This is a genomic window from Brevibacterium rongguiense (assembly GCF_009857845.1).
Lineage (GTDB): Bacteria > Actinomycetota > Actinomycetes > Actinomycetales > Brevibacteriaceae > Brevibacterium > Brevibacterium rongguiense.
Map to the genome: position 1 here is coordinate 16560 of NZ_WWEQ01000013.1, position 26401 is coordinate 42960.

A 26401-nucleotide genomic window follows, 5' to 3' on the forward strand; every position below is an offset into this window, starting at 1 on the left:
TGTCTGCACGGCCGTGCGCGGTGCGGTGCCAGGGGGATCGCGGCGCGTCTGCACGGTTTGAAATCCGCAGACAATCGTACCGCCGCGCGCCGCCGCGGCTCACAGCGGGAGTTCAGGGGTGCTGGCCGGGCCCGAGGCGCGGCGCCGGCGGGCTGCTGACGTCGCCGCCGGCGAGCGGCGAGCGCCCTGGCCGGCTCAGGCCTTGTCCGTCGCCTCGGAGCCGAGGAAGGCCAGCACGCGCTGCCACAGGACGCCGGCCTGCACCGGGTCGTACTCCGGGTTCGTGGGGTCGGCGAACAGGTGGCCGGCGCCGGGGTAGACGAAGTGGGCGGCATTCGCTCCGGCGCGGGCGGCGGACTCGACGAGCAGCTCCGGGGCGCCCCCGTCGATCCACGGATCGTCGACGCTGTGGTGGATCTGCAGCGGCGCGCTCTCCTGCCAGCTCGTGAGCTTGGGGACGCCCCCGGCGTGGAAGAGCAGGGCGCCAGCCGCGCGCGGATCGCGCTTGCCCATGGACTGGGCGATCGCGGCGCCCAGCGAGAACCCGCCGAAGACCAGGCGGGCATCGCGGACCTCGGCGGGCAGCTCGTCCAGGGCCGCCGAGGCGCGCTGGGCAAGGACCGGGAACGTCACCTCATCGCGGTGGGCGGTGCCCTCCTCCGCGCTGTCGAAGGTGCGGCCCTCGTAGTAGTCAGGGATGAAGACCCGGTGGCCCTCGTCCTCGAGGACCTGGGCCATGGCGCGCATGCCGTCGTTGAGGCCGAGCGCGGAGTGGAAGAGTACGACGTTGGACATGGGGCCATCATCGCCTGCGCGGCGGTCTTGGGCAAGGCAGCGGACGGCGGGGTGCGGAGTACGCTGAAATCATGCCCCCGCTCTCCGCGCTCGCCCCGGCCGCCGCTGCGGCCAGCCGGCGCGCCGCCGTGGCCGATGGGCGCACCACCGCAAACGAGGAGCGCACCGTCGCGGGCGCCGGCGCCTGCGGGGCGGCGCCATGACCGCTGCCGTCATCCTCATCGCGGTTGCCGCGGTCTTCGTCGGCTCGACGCTCCAGCGGCTCTCCGGCACCGGGGTGGGCCTCGTCGTCGCGCCCACGCTCGCTCTGGCCATGGGTCCGCACGTGGGTGTCTTCGTGGCGAACTCGACGACCGTGATCTCCGGGTTCCTCATCATGCTCGCGGTCATCCGCGAGGTGGACTGGAAGCGCTTCTGGATCCTGGCGGTCTGCGCAGCCCTCGGGGCATTTCCGGCGGCGCTCCTGGTCCGCGACCTCTCCAGCGCGTGGCTCAACATCGTCGTCGGGGCGGTGGTGCTGTTCGCTCTCGCCCTGACGTTCGGGATGCCGCGCCTGCCGCGGCTGACGTCCTCGGCGCTCACGGCCGCGGCCGGAATCGTGGGCGGCTTCCTCAACACGAGCGCCGGCGTGGCCGCCCCGGCCATGGTCATCTACGCCCGCTTCGCCCGCTGGGAGCAGCGGTCCTTCGCCGCGACCCTCCAGCCCACGTTCATGACGATGGGCATCCTCTCCGTGGCCGCGAAGCTCAGCGTGGGCGCCACGACGATCGACCAGCTGCCGCCGTGGTGGCTGCTGCCCATCATCGTGATCACCGTGCTGCTCGGCATCTGGCTGGGCGGCCGGCTCGCCCGCCGGGTGCCGGCCCCGCAGGCGCGCCGCCTGGCGATCGCACTCGCCGGCCTGGGCGGCGCCGTGGCGATCGTGCGCGGTGCGCTCATGCTGGTCGCCTGAGCGCTCGGGCTAGGCTCCGGAGAACTCCGCGGCCAGGCGCGCGGTCCCCTGCGCCACCAGGGTGACGTCGGCCCCCACGAGCACGAACGAGGCGCCGGCGCGCGCATAGCGGCGCGCTGCCTGCGGGTCGAACGCGTTGACCCCGGCAAACGCACCGGCCCCCACCGCTGCCGCGATGGCCGACTCCACCGCTGCCACGACCTCGGGTGCGCCCTGCTGGCCGATGAGCCCCAGGTCCGCCGCCAGGTCGGCGGGGCCCATGAAGACGCCGTCGATGCCCTCGACTCCCGCGATCTGCCCGGCCGCCTCCAACCCGGCCCTGCTCTCGAGCTGGACGATCACGCTCACGTGCTCAGCTGCGGTCGTCAGGTAGTCCGGCACCCGGTTCCAGCGGGCGGAGCGGGCGAACGCGGCACCCACCCCGCGCATCCCCGCCGGGGGATACTGCGCGGCCGCGGCGATCGACCGCGCCTGCTCGACGCTGGAGACCATGGGCACGACGATGTTCTGCGCACCCAGGTCCAGGACCTGCTTGATGACGACCGGGTTATCGCTCGGCAGCCGCACGGCCGCCGCGATGTCGCAGGCCGAGGCCGCCCACAGCTGGGCCTGCACATCCTGCAGCGAGGCCGGGGAGTGCTCCATGTCGATGAGCATCCAGCCCAGCCCGGAGCCCGCCGTGATCTCCGCGAGCGCCGGCGAGCCCGAGCACACCCAGGCCCCGAACAGCGTCCCGCCGTCCGGCAGCGCGGCCAGCCGGGCGCGCAGCGTGGAGCTCAGGAGAAGCGGCACGTCACGACCCCCAGCGGCCCGTAGTCGGCGAAGAACGTGTCGCCGGGCACCGCCGCCACCGGTCGCGTGAACGAGCCCGCCAGCACGAACTCCCCGGCCTCCAGGCGCTCGCCGTGCACCGCCAGGCGGTTGGCCAGCCAGGCGACGCCGCGGGCCGGATCGCCCAGCACGCCGCCGGCCACACCGGTCTCCTCGATGCCCTCGTTGCGGAAGAGCATGGCGGCGGCCCAGCGCAGGTCGATGTCCGCCGGGTCCACGGCGCGCCCCCCGGTGACCACCGCACCGAGTGCCGCGTTGTCGCTGATCGTGTCGACGATCGAGCGCCCGTCCATCTCCACGCGGCTCGAGAGGATCTCCAGGGCGGGCACGACGTACTCGGCGGCGCGCAGCACGTCGACGGCCGTGGCGTCGGGCCCCTCGACCGGGGAGCGGAGCACGAAGGCGAGCTCCACCTCGATGCGCGGGTTGGAGAACCGCGCGTGGTCGACGACGGTGCCGGACTCCCAGATCTGGTCGCCGAAGACCGTGCCGTAGTCCGGCTCGTCGATTCCGACGGCCTGCTGCATGGCCTTCGACGTCAGGCCGATCTTGCGCCCTGCCGGCCGGCGGCCCGCCGCGGCCTGCCGGGCGCGCCATTCGCCCTGCACCGCGTACGCATCGGCCACGGTCATCCGGGGGTGCGCCCGGGTGGGGCGCTTGCCCACGGTGCCGCGCGCCTCGGCGTCGGCGATCGCGTCCGCGATCGCGTGCAGCTGGCTGGCCGTCAGTGTCGTCTCCACGTGCGTCTCCTCGTTCACAGCTGGTGGCCCAGCTTGTACTCGCCCTGCTTCCAGGATGGCATCGGGGCGTCCTCGTCGGGGCGCGTGTAGGAGAACCCGTCCGCGCCGATCGTAACCTCGAGTTCGCTGTCGTCGCGGCGCTGTGTGAGCGCCACCGGCCGGCCGCCGAGGTCGAGGACGGGGGTGGCCTGCGTGTACCAGCTGGGCACGACCGGGTTGCCCCAGAAGTCCCGGCGCTGGTTGTCGTGGACGTCCCACGTGACGACGGGGTTGTCCGGGTCGCCCGTGTAGTAGTCCTGCGTGTAGATCTCCACGCGGTGGCCATCGGGGTCGCGCAGGTAGAGGTAGAAGGCGTTGGACACGCCGTGGCGGCCCGGTCCCCGCTCGATCCGGTCGGACTGGCGCAGCGCGCCCAGCCGGTCGCAGATGGCCAGGATGTTGTGCTTCTCGTGGGTGGCGAACGCCACGTGGTGCAGGGCCGGCCCGGCACCACCGGTCAGGGCGGTGTCGTGGACCGTGGGCTTGCGGCGCAGCCACGCTGCGTACACGGTGCCCGCGGTGTCCTGGATGTCCTCGGTCACCCGGAAGCCCAGGTCCTCCATGAACGCGACAGCGCGCGGCACGTCCGGCGTGACCTGGTTGAAGTGGTCGAGGCGCACGAGCGCACCCGGGCCGTGCCGGTCATAGGCCCACGCCAAGCGCTCGACGTGCTCGACGGCGTGGAAGAACTCGTAGGGGAAGCCCAGCGGGTCCTGCACGCGCACCGCATCGCCCACCCCCGGGGCGAAGCCCTCGCGGCGGCGCTCGACGGGGCAGTCGAGCTCCCGGTAGAACGCCTCGGCGCGGTCCACGTCTTCCGGGGAGCGCACGCGGAATGCGAACGCGGCGGTGGCGGCGACCGGGCCCTCGCGCAGGAGGAGGTTGTGGTGGATGAACTCGTCGAACGTGCGCAGCGCCACCCAACCAGGGCCCTCGGCCGTGACGACGAGGCCGAGCACGTCGGCGTAGAACGCGCCGGAGGCCGCGAGGTCGGTGACCTGGAGGTCGAGGTACGCGCAGCGCAGCACGTCCGGCGGCGGCGCCCCGGGCGTGGGCACCGGGTCCGCCGGCGCGGGGATGGGGTGTGAGGACATCGTCGTCTCCTTGCTGGCCGGCGTCAGCGGCGGCCGAGGCTGGGGTTGTGGACCTCGCCCAGGTTGATGTGGACGGACTGCTGATCGGTGTAGAAGTCCAGCGAGCGATAGCCGCCCTCGTGGCCCAGACCGGAGGCCTTGACGCCGCCGAACGGCGTGCGCAGATCGCGCACGTTGTTCGAGTTCAGCCACACCATGCCGGAGTCGATCGCCTGCGCGACGTTGTGCGCGCGCTTGAGGTCGTTCGTCCACACGTAGGCGGCCAGCCCGTACTTCGTGTCATTGGCCAGCGCGACTGCCTCGTCCTCCGTGTCGAACGGCGTGAGCGCGACGACGGGGCCGAAGATCTCCTCCTGGAAGATCCGCGCGTTGGGGGCGACGTCGGCGAAGACGGTGGGGGCGACGAAGTTCCCCTCGGGGAAGCCCTCGGCCCGGCCGCCGCCGGCCATGAGCCGGCCCTCGCTGCGGCCCAGCTCGATGTAGCCCATCACCTTGGCGAAGTGCTCGGGGTGGACGAGCGCGCCCACCTCCGTGGCCTCGTCATCGGGCATGCCCACGCGCACGCGCGCGGCCTGCGCCGCGTACTTGTCCACGAATTCGTCGTAGATCCCGCGCTGGACGAGGATGCGGCTGCCGGCGGTGCAGCGCTCGCCGTTGAGGGAGAAGACCCCGAAGACGGTGGCGTCGACCGCCGCGTCGACGTCCGCGTCGTCGAAGACGACGGCCGGGGACTTGCCGCCCAGCTCCATCGACATGCCCTTGAGGTGCTCGGCGCAGTTGGCGAAGATGAGCTTGCCGGTGGCGCTCTCACCGGTGAATGAGATGAGCGGGACGTCCGGATGCTTGACCAGCGCATCGCCGGCGGCCTCGCCGAACCCGTTGACGAGGTTGAACACTCCCCGGGGCAGCTCCGCCTCCGCGAAGATGCCCGCCCACAGCGAGGCGGAGAGCGGGGTGAACTCCGCCGGCTTGAGGACCACCGTGTTGCCGGCGGCCAGCGCGGGGGCGAGCTTCCAGCTCTCGAGCATGAACGGCGTGTTCCACGGCGTGATGAGGCCGGCCACCCCCTTGGGCTTGCGGTTGACGTAGTTGATCTGGCGGCCGGGCACCTTGTAGGCATCGTCGACCTGGGCCACGATGAGGTCCGCGAAGAACCGGAAGTTCTCCGCCGCGCGCCGCGCCTGGCCCAGCGCCTGGGAGATGGGCAGGCCCGAGTCGAAGGACTCCCACGCCGCCAGCGTCCGGTCGCGGGATTCGACGAGGTCGGCGATCCGGTGGAGGATCCGGGCCCGCTCGCGCGGGAGCATGCGCGGCCACGGCCCCTCCGCGAACGCCCGCGAGGCCGCGGAGACCGCCCGGTCGATGTCCGCCGCGGAGCCCGCGGCGGCCTGGACGTAGGCCTCGTTCGTCACGGGGTCGAGCACGTCGAAGCGGGCGCCGTCGGCCGCCTCCGCGCGCTCGCCGTCGATGTCGTGGCCGAGGAAGTCCGGCAGGTCGGCCGGGCGGCGCGGGCCGGCGGGCGCGCCTGCTGCGGGTGCGGGGGTCATGCGTGGCTCCTCGGTTGGGCGGGGCCGGCGGTGCCGCCGGCGTGGGGGCGGGAGTCCGCGGCGCTCCCACCGCGGGCCTGATAGGCGCGGAGGGTGGCGTGGCGGTGTCGGCGGGCGGCCAGCTCCAGGTCGAGCGGCTGGGCGCCGCCGACGATGAGCGCGAGGATCTCGTCGTGTTCGGCGACGGATTCGTGGGCGCGCTGCGGGATGAACGTGAACGTCGAATCGCGCAGCCCGCTCATCCGCGCCCAGCAGCGGTGGACGAGGTCGAGCAGCTCCGGATTGGGGCACGGCTCGAAAAGCACGGCGTGGAACTGCCGGTTGAGCAGGGTGAAGGCGTGCGGGTTGAGCTCGTCGAGCATGGCGCGCAGCTGCTCGTTGACGGCGGCGGCGCGCTCCAGGGCGCCTCGGCCCAACAGGGGCGCGGACAGCGCGGTGGCCGCGCCCTCGACGATGCCGAGGGTCTGCATGGTGTGCGCGTACTCCGCATCGTCGATGATCGCCACGCGGGCGCCCACGTTGCGCTCGAACTCGACCCGCCCCTCGGCCTCGAGGCGGCGCACGGCCTCGCGGACCGGCACGACGCTCATGTCCAGGCCGTCCGCGATGGGGCCGAGCACCAGCCGGTAGCCGGGGCCGAACACCCCGGCCTCGATCTGCTCGCGGATCCAGCGGTAGGCCGTCTCCGACTTGCTCACGGCGCTCATGCGCGACCAGCCGCGCTCTCCCCGGTGTCCCGCGCACCGTCCCCGGCCCCACCAGTACCGCCGGTGCCGCCGGCTCCGGGTGTGCCCATGCTCGCGTCGTCGCCGTCGCTGCCGCCGTCGTCGTTGCCCGCGCCCGAGGCGCGCTCGGCATCGTAGCGCGCCCGCCACTGCGCGTCCATGGGGAACAGGCCGTCCACCGGGTGGCCCTCGGCCACCCGCGCGGCGATCCAGGCGTCGGACTCCTCCTGGGCCAGCGCCGCGCGGGCGACCTCCTCGGCCAGGCGCGGCGGGATGACGATGGCGCCGTCGTCGTCGCCGACGATGACGTCGCCGGGCAGCACCGCGGCGCCGCCGCAGGCGATCGCGATGTCCGCATCCCACGGCACGTGGCACCGGCCCAGCACCGCCGGATGGGGGCCGGCGGTGAAGACGGGCACGCCGATCGCGCGCACCTGATCGGAGTCGCGCACCCCGCCGTCGGTGACGATGCCGGCCGCGCCCCGGGCGCGGGCGCGCAGCGCGAGGATGTCGCCCAGCGTGCCGGAGCCCGTCTCACCGCGGGCCTCGATGACGATGACCTCGCCCGCGTCCACGGCGTCGAAGGCGCGCTTCTGGGCGTTGTAGCCGCCGCCGTGGGAGGCGAAGAGGTCCTCGCGGCCGGGCAGGAAGCGCAGCGTGCGGGCGGTGCCGACGAGCTTCGACCCGGGGGCGAGGGGGCGCACCCCGTCGATGGAGACGGCGTTGAGCCCGCGCTTGCGCAGCTGCTGGGACAGGCCTGCCACGGGGGCCCGCTCGAGCAGCTCCCGCACGGCGGGGGAGAGGGCGGGTGCCCGGCCGGTCGGCGCGGCCTCGGAAGCCGCCTCCTCCGGGTCCAGGCCCGCGGCCGCGCGGGAGCCCCAGGCCTCGGCGCGCGCCTCGTCGGTGGCCTGGGGGAGGGCGCCCAGCGCCGGATCGAACTCCTCGGCGCCCTGGACGACGGTGCTGCGCAGCCGGCCGGAGCTCGGGGCGCCGGGGGCGGTGGGCGCGTCGACCTCGACTTCGACGACCTCGCCCGGCCGGGCCACCGAGGCGCCGGCCGGGGTGCCCGTGAGGATGAAGTCGCCGGGTTCGAGCGTGAGGTGCTGGGAGAGGTCCGCGACGAGCCGGGGGAGTGCGAAGAGCATGCCGGCGGCGGTGTCGTCCTGCACGAGGCGCCCGTCGAGCCACGTGCGCACGCGCAGCGCGGCGGGGTCGAGCCCAGTTGCGGGGATGAGGCGCGGGCCCACCGGGGTGTAGCCGTCGCGCCCCTTGTTGCGCACATTCGAGCCCTTGTCCGCGCCGCGCAGGTCGTAGAGGCCCCAGTCGTTGGCCGCGGTCGCCCACCCCACGTGGTCCCAGGCCTCGTCCGTGCTCACGCGGCGTGCGCGGGTGCCGATGACGAGCGCGATCTCGCCCTCGAAGGCGAGCAGCTCCGTGCCCGCGGGCCGCTCGACGGCGCCGCCGGCGCTCAGCGAGGAGGTGGGCTTGAGGAAGTACGAGGGCGCGGCGGGGGTGCGGCCGCGCTGCGCGGCGCGGGAGGCGTAGCTCAGGTGCACCGCGATGACCTTGCCGGCCGGCGGGGGCGGCGGTGCGTCCTGCGCTGGATCCGTGGGCATGTGGCCTCCCGAGTCATCTGGGGCGGCGCGCGGCGGCCGTGCCGCCCGGCCTTTACCCCGTATCCGAAATCGTATATCTTCGGTCATAGTATGACGCGGATCACGCTGACGCAACGGGGCGGGCGGCGCGCAGAGGGAGTCACCATGCAGTTCCACCACCACGGCTACGTCTCCGGCGAGCCGCGCGTCGAGCCCGCGGCGGGCCTGGGGATCGACCGCCCCGAGGCGCTGCCGGAGACCATGGACGTCCTCATCGTGGGCACGGGCCCGGCCGGCATGATCGCCGCGGCCCAGCTCGCCCAGTTCCCCACCGTCTGCACGCGCATCATCGAGCGCCGCCCCGATCGCCTGGAGGTGGGCCAGGCCGACGGCATCCAGGCGCGCGGCGTCGAGACGTTCCAGGCGTTCGGGTTCGCCCAGCGCCTCATCGCGGAGGCCTACCGCATCACGGAGATGAACTTCTGGGGCCCCGACCCCGCCGATCCCGCGCGCATCGTGCGCACCGGCCGCGAGGTCGACGACCCCCGCGGCGTCAGCGAATTCCCCCACCTCATCGTCAACCAGGCCCGCGTGCAGGACTACTTCGCGCAGTTCATGGCCGACTCGCCGGCGCGCCTGCGCCCGGACTACGGCTGGGAGTTCTGCGGTCTGAGCGTGGCCGACGACGGGCGCGACTACCCGGTCGAGGTGGCGCTGCGGCGCACCTCCGGTCCGGACGCGGGGGCCGAGCGCACGGTCCGCACCCGGTACGTGGTGGGCTGCGACGGGGCGCACTCGAAGGTGCGCGCGGCGATCGGGCGCACGATGAGCGGCGATGCCGCGAACCACGCCTGGGGCGTCATGGACGTGCTCGCGGTCACGGACTTCCCGGACATCCGCACGAAGTGCGCGATCCAGTCCGGGGCCGGAGGCTCCATCCTCCTCATCCCGCGCGAGGGTGGGTTCCTCTTCCGCATGTACGTGGACCTGGGGGAGGTGCCGCTGGGCGGCTCGGCGGCCGTGCGGGCCACCGGCATCGAGGACATCATCGCGCAGGCCAACCGCATCCTCAGCCCCTTCGCGCTCGACGTGCGCGACGTCGCGTGGTGGAGCGTCTACGAGGTGGGCCACCGCCTCACGGACCGCTTCGACGACGCCGAGGCGCTGGCCGGGGAGGCTCTGGACGGCGAAACATCGGCCGGGCAGACTCTGGACGCAGAGGCACCGGCCGGGAAAGGCGTGGGCTCGGACGGGAACGGCGTGGGCTCGGCCGGACCCCGCGAGCCGCGGGTCTTCATCACCGGCGACGCCTGCCACACGCACTCCGCGAAGGCGGGCCAGGGCATGAACGTGTCCATGCAGGACGGCTTCAACATCGCGTGGAAGCTCGGCGACGTCCTCACCGGCCGGGCCGACCCCGCACTGCTGCGCACGTACTCCGCGGAGCGCCAGGTCGTCGCGCAGAACCTCATCGACTTCGACCGCGAGTGGTCCTCGCTCATGGCCAAGCGGCCCGAGGAGTTCGAGGACCCCTCATTCCTCGCCGACTTCTACACGAAGACCGCGGAATTCCCCGCCGGCTTCCTCACCGAGTACGCGCCCTCCCTGCTCACCGGCGGCACCGAGCACCAGGCGCTCGCCACGGGCTTCCCCGTGGGCCGCCGCTTCGCCTCAGCCCCCGTCGTGCGGATCGCGGATGCGAATCCTGTGCACCTGGGCCACCACGCGCGCGCCGACGGCCGCTTCCGCATCTACGCGTTCGCCGACCGTCCCGGCCCCGGCGAGGACTCGCGCCTGAGCCGCTGGGCGCAGTGGTTGGCCGAGGCGCCGGACTCGCCGCTGCGCGCGGGCGCCGCTGAGGCGTTCGACGTCAAGGTCGTCTACCAGCAGCCGCACACGGACACCGACATCTCCGGCGTGCCCGCCGTGTTCCTGCCGCGCGTGGGGCCGTTCGGGCTCATCGACTACGAGCGGGCCTATGCGGCCGGCAGCGTGCCCGGCGGTGAGGACATCTTCGCGGCCCGCGGCATCGACCGCGACGCCGGCGCCGTGGTCGTCGTGCGCCCTGACCAGTACGTCGCCCAGGTCCTGGCACTGTCCGACACCGAGGCGCTGGCCGGCTACTTCGCGCGGCTCGCCGGCCGCGCGCGGTAGGCCGGGCGGCCCGGCTCGGGCAGTCCGGGCGCCGGCGTCCGGAAGCGCAGGCCGTGGGCGCCGGGGCCCGCGATGCTGGCTGCGGGTGCGCGGCCTTCAGGCCGCATTGCTCGGCGGCGCAAGCCGCGAGGTGCGCGGCCCTCAGGCCGCCGGCCGCCGACCGAACACCGCGAGCGTGCCCGCGACGAGTTCGAGGGGCTCGGCCGGGAGCTCGGCCCGCAGGCGCGCGCGCACCTCGGCGCGCACCTCGTCGGCCAGCACCGCGTACTCGGAGAACGTCATGAGGCTCTCCAGCCAGTCGGCCGGGGTGACCGTGCAGTCCCAGTCGTACCACCGCACGCGCGTGCGGAATCCCGCGTCGGCGAGGGCGCGGGCGGCCGTCGCGCGCTGGGAATCGTCGCGCTCGGCGAGGAGCTCCGCGTGGCGGCGGTGGACGGTGATGCCGTAGTCGGCCTCGACGGCCGCCAGGCGTGCGCTCAGCGCGGCCGCCGGGCTGTACTCGTTCCACGCGAGGCATGCGACGCCGTCGGGCACCAGGAGGTCTGCGAGCCTTTCGGGGCCCGTGTCCTGGTCCACCCAGTGCCACGACTGGCCGAACGCGACCGCGTCGAAGCGGCGGCCGGCCGGATCCCATTCCTCGAATGCCGCCTCCTCCACTGCCAGGCCGCGGGCGCGGGCCACCTCCGCCATGTCGTGGTCGGGTTCGACGGCGGTCACCTCGAAGCCGCCGGCGCGCAGGTCCGCCGCGAACAGGCCCGTGCCCGCGCCGATGTCCGCCAGGGTCGGCGCTGCCACCGGGTCTGCCGCGCCCGCCGTAATCGCGGCGCGGAGGTCCGCCACGAGCGCTGCGGGGTAGCCGGGCCGGAAGCGGTCGTACTGCGCCGCGATCGAGCCGAACGAGCGCGCGCGGCGTGCCGCATCGTGCGGATGGAGCGCTCCGATCGGGTCGCCGTCGGCGGGTGTGCTCTGTGCCATAGCCGTAGGCTACCGTTGCCGCCATGAGCGAACACGTCTCCGTCACCGTCGACGATGCCGTCGCAACGGTGCGGCTCACCCGCCCCCAGACGCTGAACTCCCTGACCCGCGAGGTCTTCGCCGACCTCGTGGACGCCGGCCTGCGCGTGCGCGATGACGCGGCGATCCGCGCGGTCGTGCTCGCGGGCGAGGGGCGCGCGTTCTCCTCCGGCCTCGACATGTCCGAGTTCGGGCGCATGGTCGACGATTCGGGCGAGCACGTCGTCGAGATCCGCGAGCGCCTGGGCGCGGCGCGGGCACTCGCCCAGCAGGCCGTGCACGTGTGGAGCCTCGTCGAGGCGCCCGTCATCGCGGGGATCGCGGGCGTGGCGTTCGGCGGCGGCCTGCAGATCGCCCTGGGCGCGGACATGCGCATCGTCGCGCCCGGCGCCAAGCTGTCGATGATGGAGATCAACTGGGGCATCGTCCCGGACATGTGCGGCACCCAGCTGCTGCCGCGGCTCGTGGGCCCGGCGCGTGCCAAGCACCTCATCCTCACCGGCGAGGTCATCAGCGGCGAGGAGGGGTACCGGCTGGGGCTCGCCGAGGAGCTGGCCGAGGAGCCCGTCGAGCGCGCCCACGCGCTCGCCCGCGAGCTCGCAGGGAAGTCCGGCACCGCGCTGCGGCGGGCCAAGGAGCTCATCGACCTGGCGGGCACCGTGCCGTTCTCCGACGCCCTCGACGCCGAGCAGCGGGTGCTCGCCGAGCTCATGGGCGGCGCCGAGCAGAAGGCCGCGGTGGCGGCCCGCACGGCCGAGCTCAGGGCCCAGCGCCGCGGGTAGCCCCGGTGTCAGTCCGCGGGCGGCCCCGAGCCGTCAGCCCGCAGGCAGCCCTGGGGCTCTCAGTCCGCGGCGGGAGCCGCCGGCGGCGCGGCGGCCGGCGGCCCGCTGAGCACGCGGTCGACCGGCAGCGCGAAGATCCGTGCCAGCTCGGCCTGCTCGCGCGCGCAGATCGCATCGCGGACCCACACGAGCGCCACCCCGGCACCGGGGTCGGGTACCGGGGCCTCGGCGATGATGCGCTGCGCGGCGAGCGCGGTGAGGTGGACCCGGTCGGCGCCGAGCAGGGCGGCCTGCTGAGCCGTGCGCGCGGGATCGAAGAGGGCCGCGAGCGCGGTGGCGCGCCCGGCGGCGATCGCGGGGACGAGGCAGTCCTCCAGTCCCGCGCTCTTCCACAGCGGCTTGCTCAGCAGCCAGCGCCGCCCCGGCGCGGAGGCCGGCACCGGCGTCGAGGGCGGCACGGCCGCTCCCGGCGCGGCGGGGGCAGGAGAGGGCCCGGCGGCACCGGTCAGGCGCGCCGCCTGCGCGGACGTGAGCTCCTGGGCGCCGAACAGCGGCGAACCGGCGAGCATCCCGGCGAAGTCCTCGTTGACCTCGAGCACATTGGCCCCCGGGTACGCGGCCGCGCCGGGGCGCCCGGGGCCACGGCCGGCGACGATGAGCGCACCCGGGACGGCGGGCTCGGGCGTGAGCGCATTGGGGTCGATGAGCTCGAAGCGGGCGTTCAGCCGCGCGGCCGCCAGCCAGCACAGCAGCAGCTCGGGCGAATTGAAGAGGGCGGCGCGCACAGTGCTGCCGGGGCGCACGCCGCGCTCGGCCATGCGGCGCGCGGTGAGGCCTGTGAGCATGTCGAACTGGGCGAAGGTCCACTCGTTGGCCTCGTCGGCGGAGTTGCCGAACACGAGGAACAGGCGCTGGCCATGGACGCGCACTGCGCCATCCCACACGGCGGTCAACTGCGCGCCGGGGCGCTCGCCGACGGGCTCCGCGCCACCGGGGCGGGCGGGCGCCGGGGCGGGCGCACCCGCAGGCGGCGCGACCTGGGGGAGGGGCGAACTGGGCACGGAAGCTCCTGACGGCGCACGGGCGCGCACGAACCGCGCGAGTGTGTGAGGTAGAACACACTCAGTGTACGGGGCAATCCTCCGCGGGCAATGGGAAAAGCCCGAGTGGGCGCCGTCCGCTGCACGAAACCGGTGCCGCGCGGAACCCGTGCCGTGCGGCACCGGCGCTAAGCGGGACCGGCCGCGATCCGCTCGAGCCCCGTGTAGGCGTTGAACGTCCGACCGCGATTGAAGCCGATCACGGTCAGGCCCAGCTGGCGGCCCAGCTCCACCGCGGCCGAGGACGGCGCGCTCACCGCCGAGAGCACGGGCACGCCGGCCATCGAGGCCTTCTGCACGAGCTCGTACGAGGCCCTGCTCGAGACCTGGAGCACGCAGTCGCCCAGCGGCAGCAGGCCCTCCCGCAGGGCCCGGCCCAGCGCCTTGTCCACGGTGTTGTGCCGTCCCACGTCCTCCGCGGCCGCGAGCAGCTCGGGCGCCCCGGTGGGATCGGGGCAGCGGAACAGGCCCGCCCCGTGGATGCCCCCCGTGCGCTCGAAGGCCGGCTGCTGGGCGCGCAGGAGCTCGGGCAGCTCGAGGATCCGCGCGGGCGCGAGGAGCGGCCGGGCGGCCGGCACCGGGTGGGCGGAGGCCTTCGCCACGCCCTCGATCGCGTTCGTCCCGCAGATCCCGCACGCGGAGGAGGTGTAGACGTTGCGCCCGGTCCGCGCGGCCGCCCGCAGGCCGGCCTCCGGGGCCAGCCGCACCCGGGCCACGTTGAGGTCGCGCGAGCCGTCGGGGGCCAGGCCCGTGGAGAAGTCGATCTCGCGGATGTCCGCGGCGGCGACGATCACGCCCTCGGCCAGGAGCAGTCCGAAGACCAGGTCCACGTCCGCGCCGGGGGTGCGCATCGCCACGGCGAACTCCTCGCCGTCCAGGCGGATCTCCAGGGGCTCCTCGCCCGCGAGCACATCGGCCCTGGCCCGCACCTCGCCCGCGGCCGCGAAGGAATGGACGCGCGTGCGCACCGTTGCCCGGACCATCAGGCGGGATCCTCGATCTGCGCCTGGATGAGGGGGGCGACCGTCCCGAGCACCGCCAGGCCGTCCTTGACGCCGCCGCGGGAGGAGGGCAGGTTGAGGACGAACGTGCGCCCGGCGACACCGGCCGTGCCGCGGCTCATGATCGCCGTCGCCGTGTTCTCCAGCCCGCGCGCCCAGATGGCGTGGACGATCCCGGGCACCTCGTAGTCCAGTCGCTCGGCGGTCAGCTGCGGCGTCCGGTCGCGCGGGTTGAGGCCCGTCCCGCCCAGGGTGAGCACGAAGCGGGGCACGCTGGCGGGATCCGGCAGGCCCGCGCCCCGCGCCGCCGAGGCGCTGGCCCGGGAAGCGGACCGGGCGCCGCCCGGCTCCAGTGCCGCGTCGAGGGCGGGGCCGAATGCCGGCCCGTTGGCCACGAGCACGGAATCCGGGGTCTCATAGCCGCGCTCGCGCAGCCACTCGACGGCCCGCGCCCCGTTGTGGTCCGGGGGCGCGGCCGGGTCGAAGCCGCCGCGCACGCACACGATCACCGCGGCCCGCCGGCCGGCCCCGAAGGGCGCATCGTCGTCCATGCCGGCCACGATAGTCCCCGCGCACCCGGGCCGCGCTCCTAGACTGGCGGCCATGACCCCACGGCCGGACCGCGCGCAGCCTCGCTCCGCGGTCGTGCTCGCAGGCGGGCGGGGCAGCCGCCTGGGCGGGCGGACGAAGGCCCTGTTCGCCGATGCCGCCGGCACCACGCTCCTCGCCTCCGCGCTGAGCGCCGTGCGCGCCGCGGGGGTGTCGGCCTCCCGCATCGCGGTGGTGGGCGGGCCCGAGCTCGCGGCCCACCTGCCGGCCGGGGTCCTGCTCACCCGCGAGGAGCCCCCGTTCGCCGGCCCCGCCGCCGCGGCGGCCGCGGGCCTGGAGGCGCTGTTTCCCCCCGTGGACCCCGCCGGGGCGGGGGCACCGACCGGTGCCACGGGGGCGGGGGAGCCCACCACGGGGGACCGGGCGGGCCTCGTCTTCGTCGTCGCGGCGGACATTCCCGCCCTCGCCGAGGCGCTGGCCCCGTTGGCCCGCGCGCTCGAGGAGGCCGAGGGGCCCGACGCCGTGCTCGCCCGCACCCCGCGCACCCCGGACCCCGGCGAGGGGAGCGCACCGGCCTGGCGCGTCCAGCAGCTCCTCGCCTGCGCCCGCGTGGGCCCCCTGGTGTCCGCCGTGCGCGGCCGGTCGCTGGCCGATGCGCCGGCGCGGGCGCTCTGGGCGGACCTGCGCAGCGCCGCTGTCGACCTGCCCGAGCAGTACGCGGCGGACGTCGACACCGTCGAGGACGCGGAGCTGCTGGGCGTGCGCGCGCCTTCGGCCCACCCCGCGTGGCGCGAGGCGGGCCGGATCGCGCACGCCGCGGCCGCCGCCGGTCGGCTCGGCGGCGAGGAGGTGGGGCTCGCCGCCGCGATCGGCCGGGTGAGCGCCGCCGACGTCCGCGCCCCCGCGGACGTGCCGCACTACGCCTCCTCGGCGATGGACGGCTACGCGGTGGCGGGGCCGGGGCCGTGGAACCTGCTGCGCGCCACCGCGGACCGGGACCCCGCGCCGGAGGCGCTCGCCGCCGGCCAGGCGCTGCCCGTCGTGACCGGGGCCCCCGTGCCCGCCGGGGCCGAATCGATCCTGCGCTTCGAGTATGCCGAGGTGACCGGCGTCGGCACCGCAGCCGGGCTCCTCTCCCTGGCCCCCGGGGCCCCGCCCTCGGACCTCGTGCCCGGCCGCCACATCCGCCCGATGGGCCGTGAGGCGCGCGCGGGGGAGACCGTGGTGCCGGCCGGGGTCGCGCTGAGCCCCGCGCACGCGGCGTACGCGGCGGTCTGCGGGACGATGCGCTGCCCGTGCGGCGCCGGCCCCGGGTGGGCCTCCTGCTCACCGGCGACGAGGTCATCGAGGCCGGCATGCCCGCCCCGGGCCGGGTGCGCGACGCCTTCGGCCCGCAGCTGCCCGCCGTGTTCGCGGCCCTGGGGTGTGAGATCGCGGGGGTCGAACGCCGCGGCGATGCGCGCGCGGGGATCGACGCCGCGCTCGATGCGCTGTGCCTCGACTGCGACCTCATCGTCAGCACGGGCGGGACCGGGCACGCCGACGTCGACGCCGTGCGCGCCGCCGCGCAGGACCGGGTCGCCGCTGGCCGGGCGCGCAGCCTCTTCGCGGAGCTGGCGATGCGCCCGGGCCACCCGACGTTCGCCCTCGAGTACTCGGCGCCGACCGGTCGCCGCGTCCTCCACATCGCGCTGCCGGGCAACCCGCTGGCCGCCATGGTCGCGCTGCGCGTCGTGGTGCAGCCGGCCGTGCGGGGCCTGCTGGGCCAGCGCGCGGAGGAGACGGCCGTGGGCCGGGTGGCGGAGGCGATCCCCGGCGGCCGTGCGGAGCGCATTGTCCCCGCGGCGCGCGATGCGCGCGGGAACTGGGCGGAGACCTCGGGAACGGGCTCGAACATGTTGCGCGGCCTGGCCGCGGCGGACGGGCTCATCGTCATCCCCGCGGGCGGGGCCGAGGACGGCCAGGAGGTCCCGCTGCTGATGCTGCCGTGGTGAGTGCGGCGGGTGCGGCCGCAGCCCCGTCAGTCCAGCGGGCGGTGCGCGTCGGACTCGGAGATCGGCACGTTCGGCCGCACGGGCTCGACCACCCGCTCGACGCCCATGATGGCATCGGCGCTGCCCAGCGAGTCGAGCTCCATGAGCAGCGTGAGGGTGGGGCGCATGAGCCGCAGGCGCCCCGCTGAGCGCTCGGCCAGGATGCGGGCCGTCGGCATCCACAGCGAATCGGTTGCCTCGGTCGTCTGGTGCCGGACCTGCGTGTGCGCCCCGCGCGCCACGTAGAAGTACGTGTCGAAGCGCTTGTGGCGCCCCGGCGGCGTCGTCCAGTTCGCCCACGGCCGCAGCGCCGCGGGATCGATGACGGCCCCGGTCTCCTCGCCCAGCTCGCGCTGCGCGCAGGCGAGCAGCACGGCGGCGAACGAGGGCGCCTCGGCCCCGGCCCCGGCAGCGGCGGCGGCCGGGTCCGCGAGCCCGCCGCCCAGCCCCTCGGCGGCCAGGGTGGAGGCCTCCCACGCGCGCTCGTGGGCGGCGATGAGCTCGTCCGGGTACCCGGCGGAGGCGGCGGCGCGCACGTCGGCGGGATCGACCCGGCCCCCGGGGTAGACGACCATGCCCGCCGCGAAGTCCATGGTCTTCACCCGGTGCTGGACGAAGACCTCGAGGCCGTCCGCCCCATCGCGGACGAGGATGACGCTGACGGCCGGGCGGACGGGGGCCGGGTTGGCCGGCCCGGTGCCGGCGGCGGGGCCCCCACCGGCGGGCGGGGCGCCGGCAGCGCTGCCGGCGAGAGGAGTCTCAGACATGTGCACACCTTAGCCGGGCCCCGGGTGGAGCGTTAGCATGGCAGAACAGTCGTTCAACGGCCTTCACGCCGGCCGACCATCGCCACACCCACCCGGCTGCCCAACCGCGCAGCCGCTCAGCCAGGAGGCAGCAATGGTGCGCACCATCAACGGAATCGCCGAACTCGAAGCGCTCGTCGGCCAGGAGCTGGGCACTTCGGAGTGGTTCACCGTCGACCAGGCGCGGATCGACGCGTTCGCCGACGCCACCGAGGACCACCAGTGGATCCACCTGGACGCGGAGCGGGCGAAGTCCGGGCCGTTCGGCACGACGATCGCCCACGGGTTCCTCACCCTGTCCCTGCTGCCCATGTTCGGCGCGGAGGTCGTCGACGTCACCGGCATGAAGATGAAGATCAACTACGGCCTCAACAAGGTCCGCTTCCCCCACCCCGTGCCCGTGGACTCGAAGCTGCGCGACACGATCGCGCTCAGCGAGGTCACCCGCAAGGACTCGGGCACCCAGGTCGTCATGACGCACACGATCGAGATCGAGGGCGCGGACCGCCCGGCGTGCATCGCCGAATCCGTGTCCATCATGGTCGAGGCCTGAGGCACCGGGGGAGCACGCCCATGGACAGCGCCGAGCTCGCAGACGTCCTCGCCACCGTGCGCGCCTTCGTGCGGGAGAAGGTGGTGCCGCTCGAGCTGCAGATCGAGGCCGACGATGCCTTCCCCGCCGAGGTCATCGCCCAATCGGCGGCCATGGGCCTCTACGGCTGGGCGATCCCGGCCGAGCACGGCGGGCTGGGGCTCAACGCGGAGCAGGACGCGCTGCTGGCCATGGAGCTGGGCTACACGACCCCGGCCTTCCGCTCGCTGTTCGGGACGAACAACGGGATCGCCGGGCAGGTGCTCGTCAACTACGGCACGCCCGAGCAGCAGCGTGAGTGGCTGCCGAAGATCGCCTCCGGCGAGGTCGTGGCGTCGTTCGCGCTCACCGAGCCCGAGGCCGGGTCCGATCCCTCCGGGCTGCGCACCCGTGCGCTGCGGGAGGGGGAGGGCGAGGCTGCCGAGTACGTCATCACCGGCACCAAGCGCTTCATCACGAATGCGGAGATGTCGGACGTCCTCATCGTCTTCGCCCGCACGGACCCGCAGGCCACGGGCACGAAGGGCATCTCCGTCTTCCTCGTCCCCACGGACTCGCCCGGCGTAACCGTGGGCCCGCACGACCACAAGATGGGCCAGGCCGGCGCCTGGACCTCCGAGGTGTTCTTCGACTCCGTGCGGGTGCCGGGCGCCAACCTCATCGGCGGGCAGGAGGAGGCGGGCTTCCGCGCCGCCATGGCCTCGCTCAACAAGGGCCGGCTCCACATCGCCGCGGTCTGCGTGGGGCAGATGACCCGCATCCTCGACGAGTGCACGGACTACGCCGCGCAGGCCACCCAGGGCGGCCGGCCCATCGCGGACTTCCAGCTCGTCCAGGCGATGATCGCGGACAGCTATGCGGACCTGGCCTCCTCCCGCGCGCTCGTGCTGGACTCCGCGCGGCGCTGGGATGCGGGTGCGGACCGCAAGCTGGGTCCCAGCACCTCGAAGCTCGTGGCCTCCGAGGCGCTGGGCCGGGTCGCCGACCGCGGTGTGCAGATCCTGGGCGGCATGGGCTACATGCGCGAGTCCGCGATCGAGCGCTTCTACCGGGCCGCGCGCCTCTTCCGCATCTACGAGGGCACCTCGGAGATCCAGCGCCTCGTCATCGCCCGCCAGGTCCTCAAGGGCGCGCACAGGCAGTAGCCGTCAGGGCCGGGGCCGGGGCCGGCGCCGTGGCCGGGGCCGGTGGGCGGCGGGTGCACGGAGCGCGGGCGGAAGCGAATCGACAGAGCACGGACGAACAACGGAGTGAGGGGACGGATCATGGGACTTCTCGAGGGGCGCACCGCGGTCATCACCGGCGGCGCGCAGGGATTGGGATTCGCGATCGCGGAGGCCTTCGCGGCCCAGGGCGCCAATGTGGTGCTCGGCGATCTGGACGAGGCGGCGGTCGTGAGGGCCGCGGAGTCGCTGGGCATCGGGGAGCGCGCGGTGGGCATGGCCTGCAACGTCGTGGAGCTTGCGCAGGTCGAGGCGCTGTGCGAGCGCGCCGTGAGCGCGTTCGGCAGCCTCGACATCATGGTCAACAACGCGGGCATCACCCGCGATGCCACGATGCGCAAGATGACCGAGGAGCAGTTCGACCAGGTCATCGCCGTGCACCTGCGCGGCACGTGGAACGGGCTCAAGACCGCCTCGGGCATCATGCGCGAACAGCCCGGCGGCGGGTCGATCGTCAACGTCTCGTCGATCTCCGGCAAGGTGGGGATGCTCGGGCAGACGAACTACTCCGCGGCGAAGGCGGGAATCGTGGGCATGACGAAGGCCGCGGCGAAGGAGGTGGGCTTCAAGAACGTGCGCGTCAACGCGATCCAGCCCGGCTTCATCAACACCGCGATGACCGCGGCCATGCGCCAGGACGTCATCGACGCGAAGCTCGCGGAGATCCCCATGGGCCGCGCGGGCGAGCCCGCGGAGGTCGCCTCGGTCGTCGTGTTCCTCGCCTCCGACATGTCGAGCTACCTCACCGGCACGGTCACGGAGATCAGCGGCGGACGCCACATCTGAGCGCGCCGCGGCCGGTACCGCCCCGGCGCAGGGGCGGTACCGCGCCTACCGGCCCAGCAGCTCGTCGGAGACGATGCGCAGCTGGATCTCCGACGAGCCCTCGAAGATCTTCGTCAGCCGCGCGTCGCGCCAGTGGCGCTCCACCGCGAAGTCCTTCGTGTAGCCCGCCCCGCCGTGGATCTGCACGGCCTGGGACGTGACCTTCTCGCTCATCTCCGCGGCCAGGTACTTCACCATCGCCGCCTCCTGCGAGGCCCGGTGGCCGGGGTCGATGAGCGTGCACACGTGGTACATGAGCTGGCGGCTCGCCTCGATCTGGGCGGCCATGTCCGCGACCGTGAAGCGCAGGTGCTGGAAGTCGGCGAGCGGGTGGCCGAACTGCTCGCGGGCGTGCAGGTAGGCCAGCGAGTCCTCGAGCGCCGCCTGCGCCGGGCCGATTGAGCGGGCGGCCGTGTGCGCCCGGCCCACCTCGAGCCCGGAGACCGCCTGGTAGAACCCGCGCCCCTCCTCGCCCAGCAGCGCGTCGGCCGGCAGGCGCAGCCCGTCGAAGGCCAGCTCCCACGTCTTCCAGCCGAAGTAGCCGATCTTGCGCGCCGCGGTCCCCGTCACGCGCTCCGGGAACGTCCCGCGCTCCTTCTCCACGAGGAAGGCGGAGATCCCGCGGTGGCGCTTGGCCGGGTCCGGGTCCGTGGCGGTGCGGGCGAAGAGGACGAGGTAGTCGGCCTGGTCCGCGTAGGTGCACCACATCTTCGTGCCGGTGATGAGCCAGTCGCCGCTGCCGTCGTCGGCCCGCTCGGCACGGCACCGGATGTTCGCCACATCGGAGCCGGCCTCCGCCTCGGACAGGGCGAACGCGCCCAGGTACTCGCCGGTGGCGACCTTGGGCAGCAGCCGCGCCTCCTGTTCGGGGGAGAAGCCGCCGCCCATCCCGTTGCCGCGGGCCAGCAGGCCGGCGACGCTCATCCAGGCGCGGCCCAGCTCCTCGGCGACCAGGCAGTACTCGAAGACGCCCAGGCCCAGCCCGCCGTACTCCTCCGGGATGAGGATGCCGAAGAAGCCCATCTCGCCCATCTGCGCGACGAGCTCGGGCGGGAACTGGCCCTCGACCGGGTCGAGCTCGTTCGCGATGGGCAGCACCACCTCGCGGGCGAAGCGCCGAGCAAGGCCCTGCAGTTCGCGCCGGTCATCCGTCATGAGCTGCGGGGAATCCGGGCGGGGCCTGGGCTTGTGCGTCACGGGTGCTCCTCACCGTCGAGGGTTGGGCGCGGGCTCCGCTAAGGCGCGGGCCCGGGGCGCGCGGGCGCCCGCAGCCATGCTCGCCCATCGTCGCGGACGCGGGGCTCGCGTCCGGAGTGTGGCCTTCGGCAGCCCCCCCGCCCGCGGTGCGGCCGACTGCGCGGGCGCTGAGGGTCGCCACTAGAATCGGCGAGGACCCCGGGTGGGGCGCGGCCGCCCAGCGGCCCAATGCGACGGAGGGGAGGCACCGTGGAGTTCTGGAGCCTGTGGGACGGCGACGTCGGCCAGCCCTGGTGGCGCATCGCCCTCTTCGTCGTCCCCGACCTCATCATCCGCATCGTCGCGCTGGGCGTCATCCCCTATCGCCGCAAGCCCACCGTGGCGCTCGGCTGGCTCATGGCGATCTTCCTCAACCCCTACGCCGGGCTCATCGCGTTCCTGCTGTTCGGCTCCGCGAAGCTGCCGCGCCGGCGCCGCGAGCGGCAGCGGGCGGTCAACGAGCTCATCAAGCAGCGCACCGGCGACACCGCGCTCATCGGCCGCAGCGACCATCTCATCGAGCCCCTGACGACGGCGGCGCGGCTGAACTACTCGCTGGGCGCGCTGCCCATGACCCACGGCAACGGCGTGGAGCTCATCGCGGACAACCACGCGTGCATCGCGCGGATGGCGGCCGAGGTCGACGGCGCCCGGCACACGGTCCACTTCGAGTTTTACATCGTCGCACTCGACGACACGACGCGCCCACTCATCGACGCGCTGCTGCGCGCCCACGCCCGCGGGGTGCAGGTGCGCATCCTCATCGACCACATCGGCTCGGTCGGCTACCCCGGCTACTCCGAGCTCGTGGGCCTGCTCAACGACGCGGGCGTCGCGTGGCGCCGCAGCCTGCCCGTGCGCCCGTGGCGGGGGGAGTACCAGCGCCCTGACCTGCGCAATCACCGCAAGATCCTCGTCATCGACGGCGCGGTCGCCTACACCGGCTCGCTCAACGTCATTGACCGCTCGTACAACAAGCGCCGCAACCGCCGGAAGGGCTACCAGTGGAAGGACCTGGGGATGCGGGTGACAGGCCCCATGGTCACGGAGCTCGACGCCGTCTTCGCCTCCGACTGGTACTCGGAGACCGGCGACATCATCGCCGATGAGGTCAACCTGGTCCTCGAGGCACCGGAGTCCGGCGGCCTGCTCGCGCAGGTGGTGCCCAGCGGCCCGGGCTTCGAACTGGAGAACAACCTGCGGATGTTCAACCACCTCATCTACAACGCCAACCGTCAGGTCGTCATCTGCTCGCCCTACTTCGTGCCGGACGAGTCGCTGCTCCACGCGCTGGTCACCGAATCGCACTCGGGTGTGGACATCCGCATCTACGTGGGCGCCACGAGCGACCACGCGATCACCCAGAAGGCCCAGGAGTCCTACTACGACGAGCTCGTGGATGCCGGCGTGCGCATCTTCCGCTACCCGGCGCCCACCGTGCTGCACTCGAAGTTCCTCATCATCGACGACGACGTCACGATCATCGGCTCCTCGAACATGGACGAGCGCTCGTTCGCCATGAACCTCGAGGTCTCCATGCTCATCGTCGACGAGGGCTTCGCCGCGCAGATGTACGCCCTCGAGGACCGCGACTACCGGCCGGTTTCCCCGGAGCTGGACCTGCAGCGGTGGCGCCGGCGGCCCTGGTACCTCAAGTACGCGGAGAACGTCAGCCGGCTGACGAGCTCGCTGCTCTGAGCTGCGGCGGGACGGGAACAGGGCCGGCCGACTCGCAGGAGTCGACCGGCCCTGTGGCCGTTCGCGTGTCGGACTCAGCCCGTCAGGCCTTGCCCTCCTGGCCGTGGATGTACGAGGCGTCCGGGCCCTCGCTGTCCATCTGGCCCTCGGGATCGCTGGCTACGTCGGGCAGCACGGCGGGGGCGAGGTTGTTCGACTTCGTCGGGCCCTCCGGCACCACATCCTCGTTGCGGCCATCGGGCGCGGAGCGCCGGTCGGAGGCGGGCTCGGTGCCCGTCGCCTGCGCCGAGGCGGCCGTCGAGTCCTTGCCCGTCGTCGCCTTCGCGGAGCTTGCGGGGTGCTTGGCGGCACTGGGGGAGCCCTTCGCGGCGGCCCCGGTCTCCTGCTTCGCGGCGGGCTTGTCCTTGCCGGCGCCCTTGGCCTCGGCGGCCTTGTCCTGCGCGGCGCCCTTCGCGTCGGCGGCCCTGTCCTTGGCGCTCGAGGCGGCATCCGAGGCGGCCTCGCCGACCTTCGTGCCCGCTTCCTTGGCCTTCTCAGCCACGACGGGCGCGGCCTCCTTGACCTTCTCCGCGACGACGGGGGCCTGCTCCTTGACGGTCTCGGCGGCGCGGTGCACGCCCTCCTGGACCTTCGGGTCGTTCCACACGGAGGCGGCCTGGTTCTTGAGCTTCTCGTAGCTCTGGCGGCCGGCACGCGAACCGAGCACGAAGCCGATGCCCAGTCCCGCCAGCAGAATGATGCGCTTCTTCATGCCCCCGAGTCTATACGGCTTCGCGCCGCGACAGGGCGCGTTCTGCCGCCGTCGTCCGAAACGCCGGCCTACGATGACACGATGGCCGTCTTCACCGTCGCATTCGCCTACAGCGCACCCGAGCCCGCCCTCGCCGCACTGCGGCCCGCCCGCCACGCGTACTTCGCCGACCTCTTGGCCCGGGCGCGGCGCCGCTTGGCGCTCTTCGCGCGGAAATCGGCGATGCGCACGCTGCCCACGGACTGGCCCCCGCTGGCGCGCAGCGCATCGCCCATGCGCGCGAAGCCCAGTTCGCGCGCCGCGCGATCGTCGATGCGCTTGCGGCGGCGCGGCTGGGCGATGATCTCCCATTCGGCGGCGAGGCCGGACTGCAGCTGGCGGGCGCGGTCGAGCTCGGCCTCGAACAGGGCGCCGAAGATGAGCGCGCAGTTCGACAGCCACAGCCACAGGAGGACCAGGAGGACGCCGGAGAGCGCACCGTAGGTCGAGCTGAACCCGCCCATCGCGGCGAACAGGTAGAGCAGCGCCGTGAGGATCGCCCAGGCCAGCAGCGCCACGAGGGAGCCCAGGGACGAGGTGGCCAGCCGCTTGCGCTTGACGTTCGAGGACAGCGTGTTGAGCGCGACGATGATGAGGTAGCCCAGGAGGATCGCCACCGGGATCCGCGCCACCTGCCAGATGACGACGAAGGCGCCGTGGACGCCGATCGCCTCGATGAGGTCCGCCTGCCCCGCGATGCAGACGAGGGCGGCGGCGACGAGCGGGATGAGGATGATCGTGAGGATGAAGCTCTGCAGGCGCAGGTACCAGTACGGGCGGCCCTCGGGGATGCCGTAGAGGCTGTTGACGACCGTGCCGAACGCGCCGACGAACTTGCCGGCCGACCACAGCGAGACGGCGATGCCGATGACGAACACGAAGATGTTCGCGGACGATCGCGCCAGCGTCATGAGCGGCTCCTCGGCCGCCATCGCCTGCTGGCTGCCGGTGACCTGCGTGAGCCAGGTGAGCAGGCTCGTGACCGTCTGCGGGCCGCGGCCGAACACGGAGATCGTGGAGATCGCCGCGCCCAGGGCGGGCACCGTGGCCAGCAGGAAGTAGAAGGACAGGGCGGCGGCGGAGTCGATGCGCCGCTCATCGGAGAAGCGCTGGACCGTGCGCGCCCACGCATAGCCCCGGCCGGCTCTGGTCAGCCGTTGGGGGCGCACGGAGGAGAAGATCTTCTGCTGGGGCACCGCCCAAGTCTACGGCACGGAAAGCGGGGCGGGCCGGCACCTCGTGCCGGCCTGCCCCGCTGGGGCACGGACCCCGGGCCGCCGCGCGCCGGAGCGGATCAGCCGATCCGCACCGCAGCGCGGGCGCGGCTCACCTGCGCGCGTTGACCGCGTCGGTTGCCTGCGGCAGCACGGCGAACAGGTCGCCCACGACGCCGTAGTCGGCGAGCTCGAAGATGGGCGCCTCGTCGTCCTTGTTGACGGCGACGATGTTCTTCGAGGTCTGCATGCCTGCGCGGTGCTGGATCGCACCGGAGATGCCCGCCGCCACGTAGAGCTGCGGCGAGACCGTCTTGCCCGTCTGGCCCACCTGGTTGGCGTGCGGGTACCAGCCGGCGTCCACCGCGGCGCGCGAGGCGCCCACGGCCGCGCCGACGGCATCGGCGAACGCCTCGACCGGCGCGAAGTCGCCGTTCGTGCCGCGGCCGCCGGAGACGACGATCGCAGCCTCGGTGAGGTTCGGCCGCCCGGAGGCCGGCTTCTCCTCGACGGAGACGATCCGGGCCGTCTTCGCCGCGTCCGACGGGGAGAACGAGATCTCCTCGACGGAGCCTGCGCCCTGGGAGGGCTCGGCGGAGATGGAGTTGGGCTTGATCGCGATGAAGGGCGTGCCCTTCACGACCTTGCCGGTGATCGTGTAGCCGCCGGCGAAGACCGACTGGGTGGCGACGAGATCCGGCGTGACGTCGACGGCATCCGTGATGATGCCCGAGTCTGTCTTCGCGGCGGCGCGGCCGGCCACCTCGCGGCCCTCGGGGCTGGCCGAGACGAACACCGCGGCCGGCTGCTGGGACTCGACGAGCGAGGCGAGCAGCTCGGCCTTCGGGGCGACGAGGTACTCGGTGAGCGCCGGGTCGGAGGCCACGAGGACGCGCTCGGCGCCGTACTCGGCCAGGGTGGGCGCGGCCTGCTGGGCGGCCTCGGCGGTGCCGACGAACACGGCGACCGGGGTGCCCGCGGACTTCGCGGCGGTGAGCAGCTCGAGCGAGGACTTGTCGACGGAGCCGTCCGCATGGTCGATGAGAACGAGGATTTCAGACATGTG

General features: G+C 73.8%; 25 protein-coding genes and 1 pseudogene. 10 read left to right on the forward strand and 16 right to left on the reverse strand.

Annotated elements, in window-relative coordinates:
• Positions 1-195 precede the first annotated feature (195 nt).
• Positions 196-795 (reverse strand): dienelactone hydrolase family protein, encoded by a 600-nt coding sequence (locus tag GSY69_RS04585; RefSeq protein WP_160952702.1) that lies wholly within the window; start codon positions 793-795, stop codon positions 196-198.
• 71 nt (positions 796-866) lie between these two features.
• Between GSY69_RS04585 and GSY69_RS14900 the strand changes: the two genes are divergently transcribed.
• Entirely contained in the window at positions 867-998 is a 132-nt protein-coding gene (locus GSY69_RS14900; protein WP_268525935.1) for a hypothetical protein, read from the forward strand.
• Entirely contained in the window at positions 995-1747 is a 753-nt protein-coding gene (locus GSY69_RS04590; protein WP_160952703.1) for a sulfite exporter TauE/SafE family protein, read from the forward strand. The genes GSY69_RS14900 and GSY69_RS04590 overlap by 4 nt, the downstream gene beginning before the upstream one ends.
• Positions 1748-1756: 9 nt before the next feature.
• Here GSY69_RS04590 and GSY69_RS14490 read toward each other — a convergent pair whose 3' ends face one another.
• From GSY69_RS14490 to GSY69_RS04615, 6 genes are read right to left on the reverse strand one after another with little or no spacing between them, the layout of a single operon-like run.
• On the reverse strand, positions 1757-2539 hold the full coding sequence (locus tag GSY69_RS14490) for an HpcH/HpaI aldolase family protein (RefSeq protein ID WP_328698765.1): 783 nt from the start codon (positions 2537-2539) through the stop codon (positions 1757-1759).
• Complete coding sequence (locus GSY69_RS14495; RefSeq protein WP_328698766.1) at positions 2524-3318, reverse strand: FAA hydrolase family protein; 795 nt, start codon at positions 3316-3318, stop codon at positions 2524-2526. The genes GSY69_RS14490 and GSY69_RS14495 overlap by 16 nt, the downstream gene beginning before the upstream one ends.
• A 14-nt stretch (positions 3319-3332) precedes the next feature.
• The gene (hpaD, locus tag GSY69_RS04600; RefSeq protein ID WP_160952704.1) at positions 3333-4451 is read right to left on the reverse strand and encodes a 3,4-dihydroxyphenylacetate 2,3-dioxygenase; all 1119 of its coding nucleotides are present in this window, start codon (positions 4449-4451) and stop codon (positions 3333-3335) included.
• Between the two features lie 23 nt (positions 4452-4474).
• Complete coding sequence (gene hpaE, locus GSY69_RS04605; RefSeq protein WP_160952705.1) at positions 4475-5998, reverse strand: 5-carboxymethyl-2-hydroxymuconate semialdehyde dehydrogenase; 1524 nt, start codon at positions 5996-5998, stop codon at positions 4475-4477.
• Complete coding sequence (locus GSY69_RS04610) at positions 5995-6705, reverse strand: GntR family transcriptional regulator (RefSeq protein WP_160952706.1); 711 nt, start codon at positions 6703-6705, stop codon at positions 5995-5997. Before GSY69_RS04610 ends, hpaE begins: the two co-directional genes overlap by 4 nt.
• Entirely contained in the window at positions 6702-8339 is a 1638-nt protein-coding gene (locus tag GSY69_RS04615; RefSeq protein WP_160952707.1) for a fumarylacetoacetate hydrolase family protein, read from the reverse strand. Before GSY69_RS04615 ends, GSY69_RS04610 begins: the two co-directional genes overlap by 4 nt.
• Before the next feature lie 144 nt (positions 8340-8483).
• Between GSY69_RS04615 and GSY69_RS04620 the strand changes: the two genes are divergently transcribed.
• Positions 8484-10472 (forward strand): FAD-binding monooxygenase, encoded by a 1989-nt coding sequence (locus GSY69_RS04620; RefSeq protein ID WP_160952708.1) that lies wholly within the window; start codon positions 8484-8486, stop codon positions 10470-10472.
• A 141-nt stretch (positions 10473-10613) separates the two neighbouring features.
• Here the strand turns inward: GSY69_RS04620 and GSY69_RS04625 are convergent, their stop codons facing one another.
• Positions 10614-11447, reverse strand: coding sequence for a class I SAM-dependent methyltransferase (locus tag GSY69_RS04625; protein ID WP_202410812.1), 834 nt, complete (start codon positions 11445-11447; stop codon positions 10614-10616).
• Between the two features lie 23 nt (positions 11448-11470).
• Between GSY69_RS04625 and GSY69_RS04630 the strand changes: the two genes are divergently transcribed.
• A complete protein-coding gene (locus GSY69_RS04630) occupies positions 11471-12268 on the forward strand; it encodes a crotonase/enoyl-CoA hydratase family protein (protein WP_160952709.1) in 798 nt (265 codons plus the stop codon).
• A gap of 59 nt (positions 12269-12327) precedes the next feature.
• Here GSY69_RS04630 and GSY69_RS04635 read toward each other — a convergent pair whose 3' ends face one another.
• From GSY69_RS04635 to GSY69_RS04645, 3 genes are all read right to left on the reverse strand, one after another.
• Positions 12328-13329: an AMP-binding protein gene (locus GSY69_RS04635; RefSeq protein ID WP_160952710.1), complete on the reverse strand. Its 1002-nt coding sequence runs from the start codon at positions 13327-13329 to the stop codon at positions 12328-12330.
• Between the two features lie 167 nt (positions 13330-13496).
• The gene (gene fdhD, locus GSY69_RS04640; protein ID WP_160952711.1) at positions 13497-14351 is read right to left on the reverse strand and encodes a formate dehydrogenase accessory sulfurtransferase FdhD; all 855 of its coding nucleotides are present in this window, start codon (positions 14349-14351) and stop codon (positions 13497-13499) included.
• A complete protein-coding gene (locus GSY69_RS04645; RefSeq protein ID WP_160952712.1) occupies positions 14351-14920 on the reverse strand; it encodes a molybdopterin-binding protein in 570 nt (189 codons plus the stop codon). Before GSY69_RS04645 ends, fdhD begins: the two co-directional genes overlap by 1 nt.
• Positions 14921-14972: 52 nt before the next feature.
• Here GSY69_RS04645 and GSY69_RS15350 point away from each other — a divergent pair.
• Positions 14973-16139: pseudogene (locus GSY69_RS15350) on the forward strand (NTP transferase domain-containing protein); the annotation flags it as partial.
• A gap of 74 nt (positions 16140-16213) precedes the next feature.
• The gene (locus tag GSY69_RS04655) at positions 16214-16912 is read left to right on the forward strand and encodes a molybdopterin-binding protein (protein WP_160952713.1); all 699 of its coding nucleotides are present in this window, start codon (positions 16214-16216) and stop codon (positions 16910-16912) included.
• Positions 16913-16938: 26 nt separating this feature from the next.
• Here GSY69_RS04655 and GSY69_RS04660 read toward each other — a convergent pair whose 3' ends face one another.
• Complete coding sequence (locus GSY69_RS04660) at positions 16939-17718, reverse strand: NUDIX hydrolase (protein WP_160952714.1); 780 nt, start codon at positions 17716-17718, stop codon at positions 16939-16941.
• Between the two features lie 133 nt (positions 17719-17851).
• Between GSY69_RS04660 and GSY69_RS04665 the strand changes: the two genes are divergently transcribed.
• From GSY69_RS04665 to fabG, 3 genes are all read left to right on the forward strand, one after another.
• Complete coding sequence (locus tag GSY69_RS04665; RefSeq protein WP_160952715.1) at positions 17852-18310, forward strand: MaoC family dehydratase; 459 nt, start codon at positions 17852-17854, stop codon at positions 18308-18310.
• A 20-nt stretch (positions 18311-18330) separates the two neighbouring features.
• Complete coding sequence (locus tag GSY69_RS04670; protein ID WP_160952716.1) at positions 18331-19494, forward strand: acyl-CoA dehydrogenase family protein; 1164 nt, start codon at positions 18331-18333, stop codon at positions 19492-19494.
• 120 nt (positions 19495-19614) lie between these two features.
• On the forward strand, positions 19615-20358 hold the full coding sequence (fabG, locus tag GSY69_RS04675) for a 3-oxoacyl-ACP reductase FabG (RefSeq protein ID WP_160952717.1): 744 nt from the start codon (positions 19615-19617) through the stop codon (positions 20356-20358).
• Positions 20359-20403: 45 nt separating this feature from the next.
• On the opposite strand, the gene GSY69_RS04680 is transcribed toward fabG, so the two are convergent.
• Positions 20404-21594, reverse strand: coding sequence for an acyl-CoA dehydrogenase family protein (locus GSY69_RS04680; RefSeq protein ID WP_160952718.1), 1191 nt, complete (start codon positions 21592-21594; stop codon positions 20404-20406).
• Positions 21595-21843: 249 nt separating this feature from the next.
• On the opposite strand from GSY69_RS04680, the gene cls reads away from it, so the two are divergent.
• Positions 21844-23331 (forward strand): cardiolipin synthase, encoded by a 1488-nt coding sequence (gene cls, locus GSY69_RS04685; protein ID WP_268525980.1) that lies wholly within the window; start codon positions 21844-21846, stop codon positions 23329-23331.
• Positions 23332-23413: 82 nt separating this feature from the next.
• Here cls and GSY69_RS14155 read toward each other — a convergent pair whose 3' ends face one another.
• The 3 genes from GSY69_RS14155 to GSY69_RS04700 form a co-directional block, all read right to left on the reverse strand.
• Positions 23414-24082, reverse strand: a complete 669-nt coding sequence (locus GSY69_RS14155) for a hypothetical protein (RefSeq protein WP_202410813.1) — start codon at positions 24080-24082, stop codon at positions 23414-23416.
• A gap of 107 nt (positions 24083-24189) precedes the next feature.
• Positions 24190-25317, reverse strand: coding sequence for a YihY/virulence factor BrkB family protein (locus GSY69_RS04695; RefSeq protein WP_160952720.1), 1128 nt, complete (start codon positions 25315-25317; stop codon positions 24190-24192).
• Between the two features lie 130 nt (positions 25318-25447).
• Entirely contained in the window at positions 25448-26398 is a 951-nt protein-coding gene (locus tag GSY69_RS04700; RefSeq protein WP_160952721.1) for an electron transfer flavoprotein subunit alpha/FixB family protein, read from the reverse strand.
• Between the last annotated feature and the right edge of the window lie 3 nt (positions 26399-26401).

Coding starts and splice junctions, on each gene's coding strand:
- GSY69_RS14900 (WP_268525935.1), top strand. CDS start 867: ATGCCCCCGCTCTCCGCGCTCGCCCCGGCCGCCGCTGCGGCCAGCCGG.
- fabG (WP_160952717.1), top strand. CDS start 19,615: ATGGGACTTCTCGAGGGGCGCACCGCGGTCATCACCGGCGGCGCGCAG.
- GSY69_RS04610 (WP_160952706.1), bottom strand. CDS start 6,705: ATGAGCGCCGTGAGCAAGTCGGAGACGGCCTACCGCTGGATCCGCGAG.
- fdhD (WP_160952711.1), bottom strand. CDS start 14,351: ATGGTCCGGGCAACGGTGCGCACGCGCGTCCATTCCTTCGCGGCCGCG.
- GSY69_RS14155 (WP_202410813.1), bottom strand. CDS start 24,082: ATGAAGAAGCGCATCATTCTGCTGGCGGGACTGGGCATCGGCTTCGTG.
- hpaD (WP_160952704.1), bottom strand. CDS start 4,451: ATGTCCTCACACCCCATCCCCGCGCCGGCGGACCCGGTGCCCACGCCC.
- GSY69_RS04660 (WP_160952714.1), bottom strand. CDS start 17,718: ATGTCTGAGACTCCTCTCGCCGGCAGCGCTGCCGGCGCCCCGCCCGCC.
- GSY69_RS04615 (WP_160952707.1), bottom strand. CDS start 8,339: ATGCCCACGGATCCAGCGCAGGACGCACCGCCGCCCCCGCCGGCCGGC.
- GSY69_RS04590 (WP_160952703.1), top strand. CDS start 995: ATGACCGCTGCCGTCATCCTCATCGCGGTTGCCGCGGTCTTCGTCGGC.
- GSY69_RS04670 (WP_160952716.1), top strand. CDS start 18,331: ATGGACAGCGCCGAGCTCGCAGACGTCCTCGCCACCGTGCGCGCCTTC.
- GSY69_RS04645 (WP_160952712.1), bottom strand. CDS start 14,920: ATGGACGACGATGCGCCCTTCGGGGCCGGCCGGCGGGCCGCGGTGATC.
- GSY69_RS04620 (WP_160952708.1), top strand. CDS start 8,484: ATGCAGTTCCACCACCACGGCTACGTCTCCGGCGAGCCGCGCGTCGAG.
- GSY69_RS04585 (WP_160952702.1), bottom strand. CDS start 795: ATGTCCAACGTCGTACTCTTCCACTCCGCGCTCGGCCTCAACGACGGC.
- GSY69_RS04665 (WP_160952715.1), top strand. CDS start 17,852: ATGGTGCGCACCATCAACGGAATCGCCGAACTCGAAGCGCTCGTCGGC.
- GSY69_RS04630 (WP_160952709.1), top strand. CDS start 11,471: ATGAGCGAACACGTCTCCGTCACCGTCGACGATGCCGTCGCAACGGTG.
- GSY69_RS04700 (WP_160952721.1), bottom strand. CDS start 26,398: ATGTCTGAAATCCTCGTTCTCATCGACCATGCGGACGGCTCCGTCGAC.
- hpaE (WP_160952705.1), bottom strand. CDS start 5,998: ATGACCCCCGCACCCGCAGCAGGCGCGCCCGCCGGCCCGCGCCGCCCG.
- GSY69_RS04625 (WP_202410812.1), bottom strand. CDS start 11,447: ATGGCACAGAGCACACCCGCCGACGGCGACCCGATCGGAGCGCTCCAT.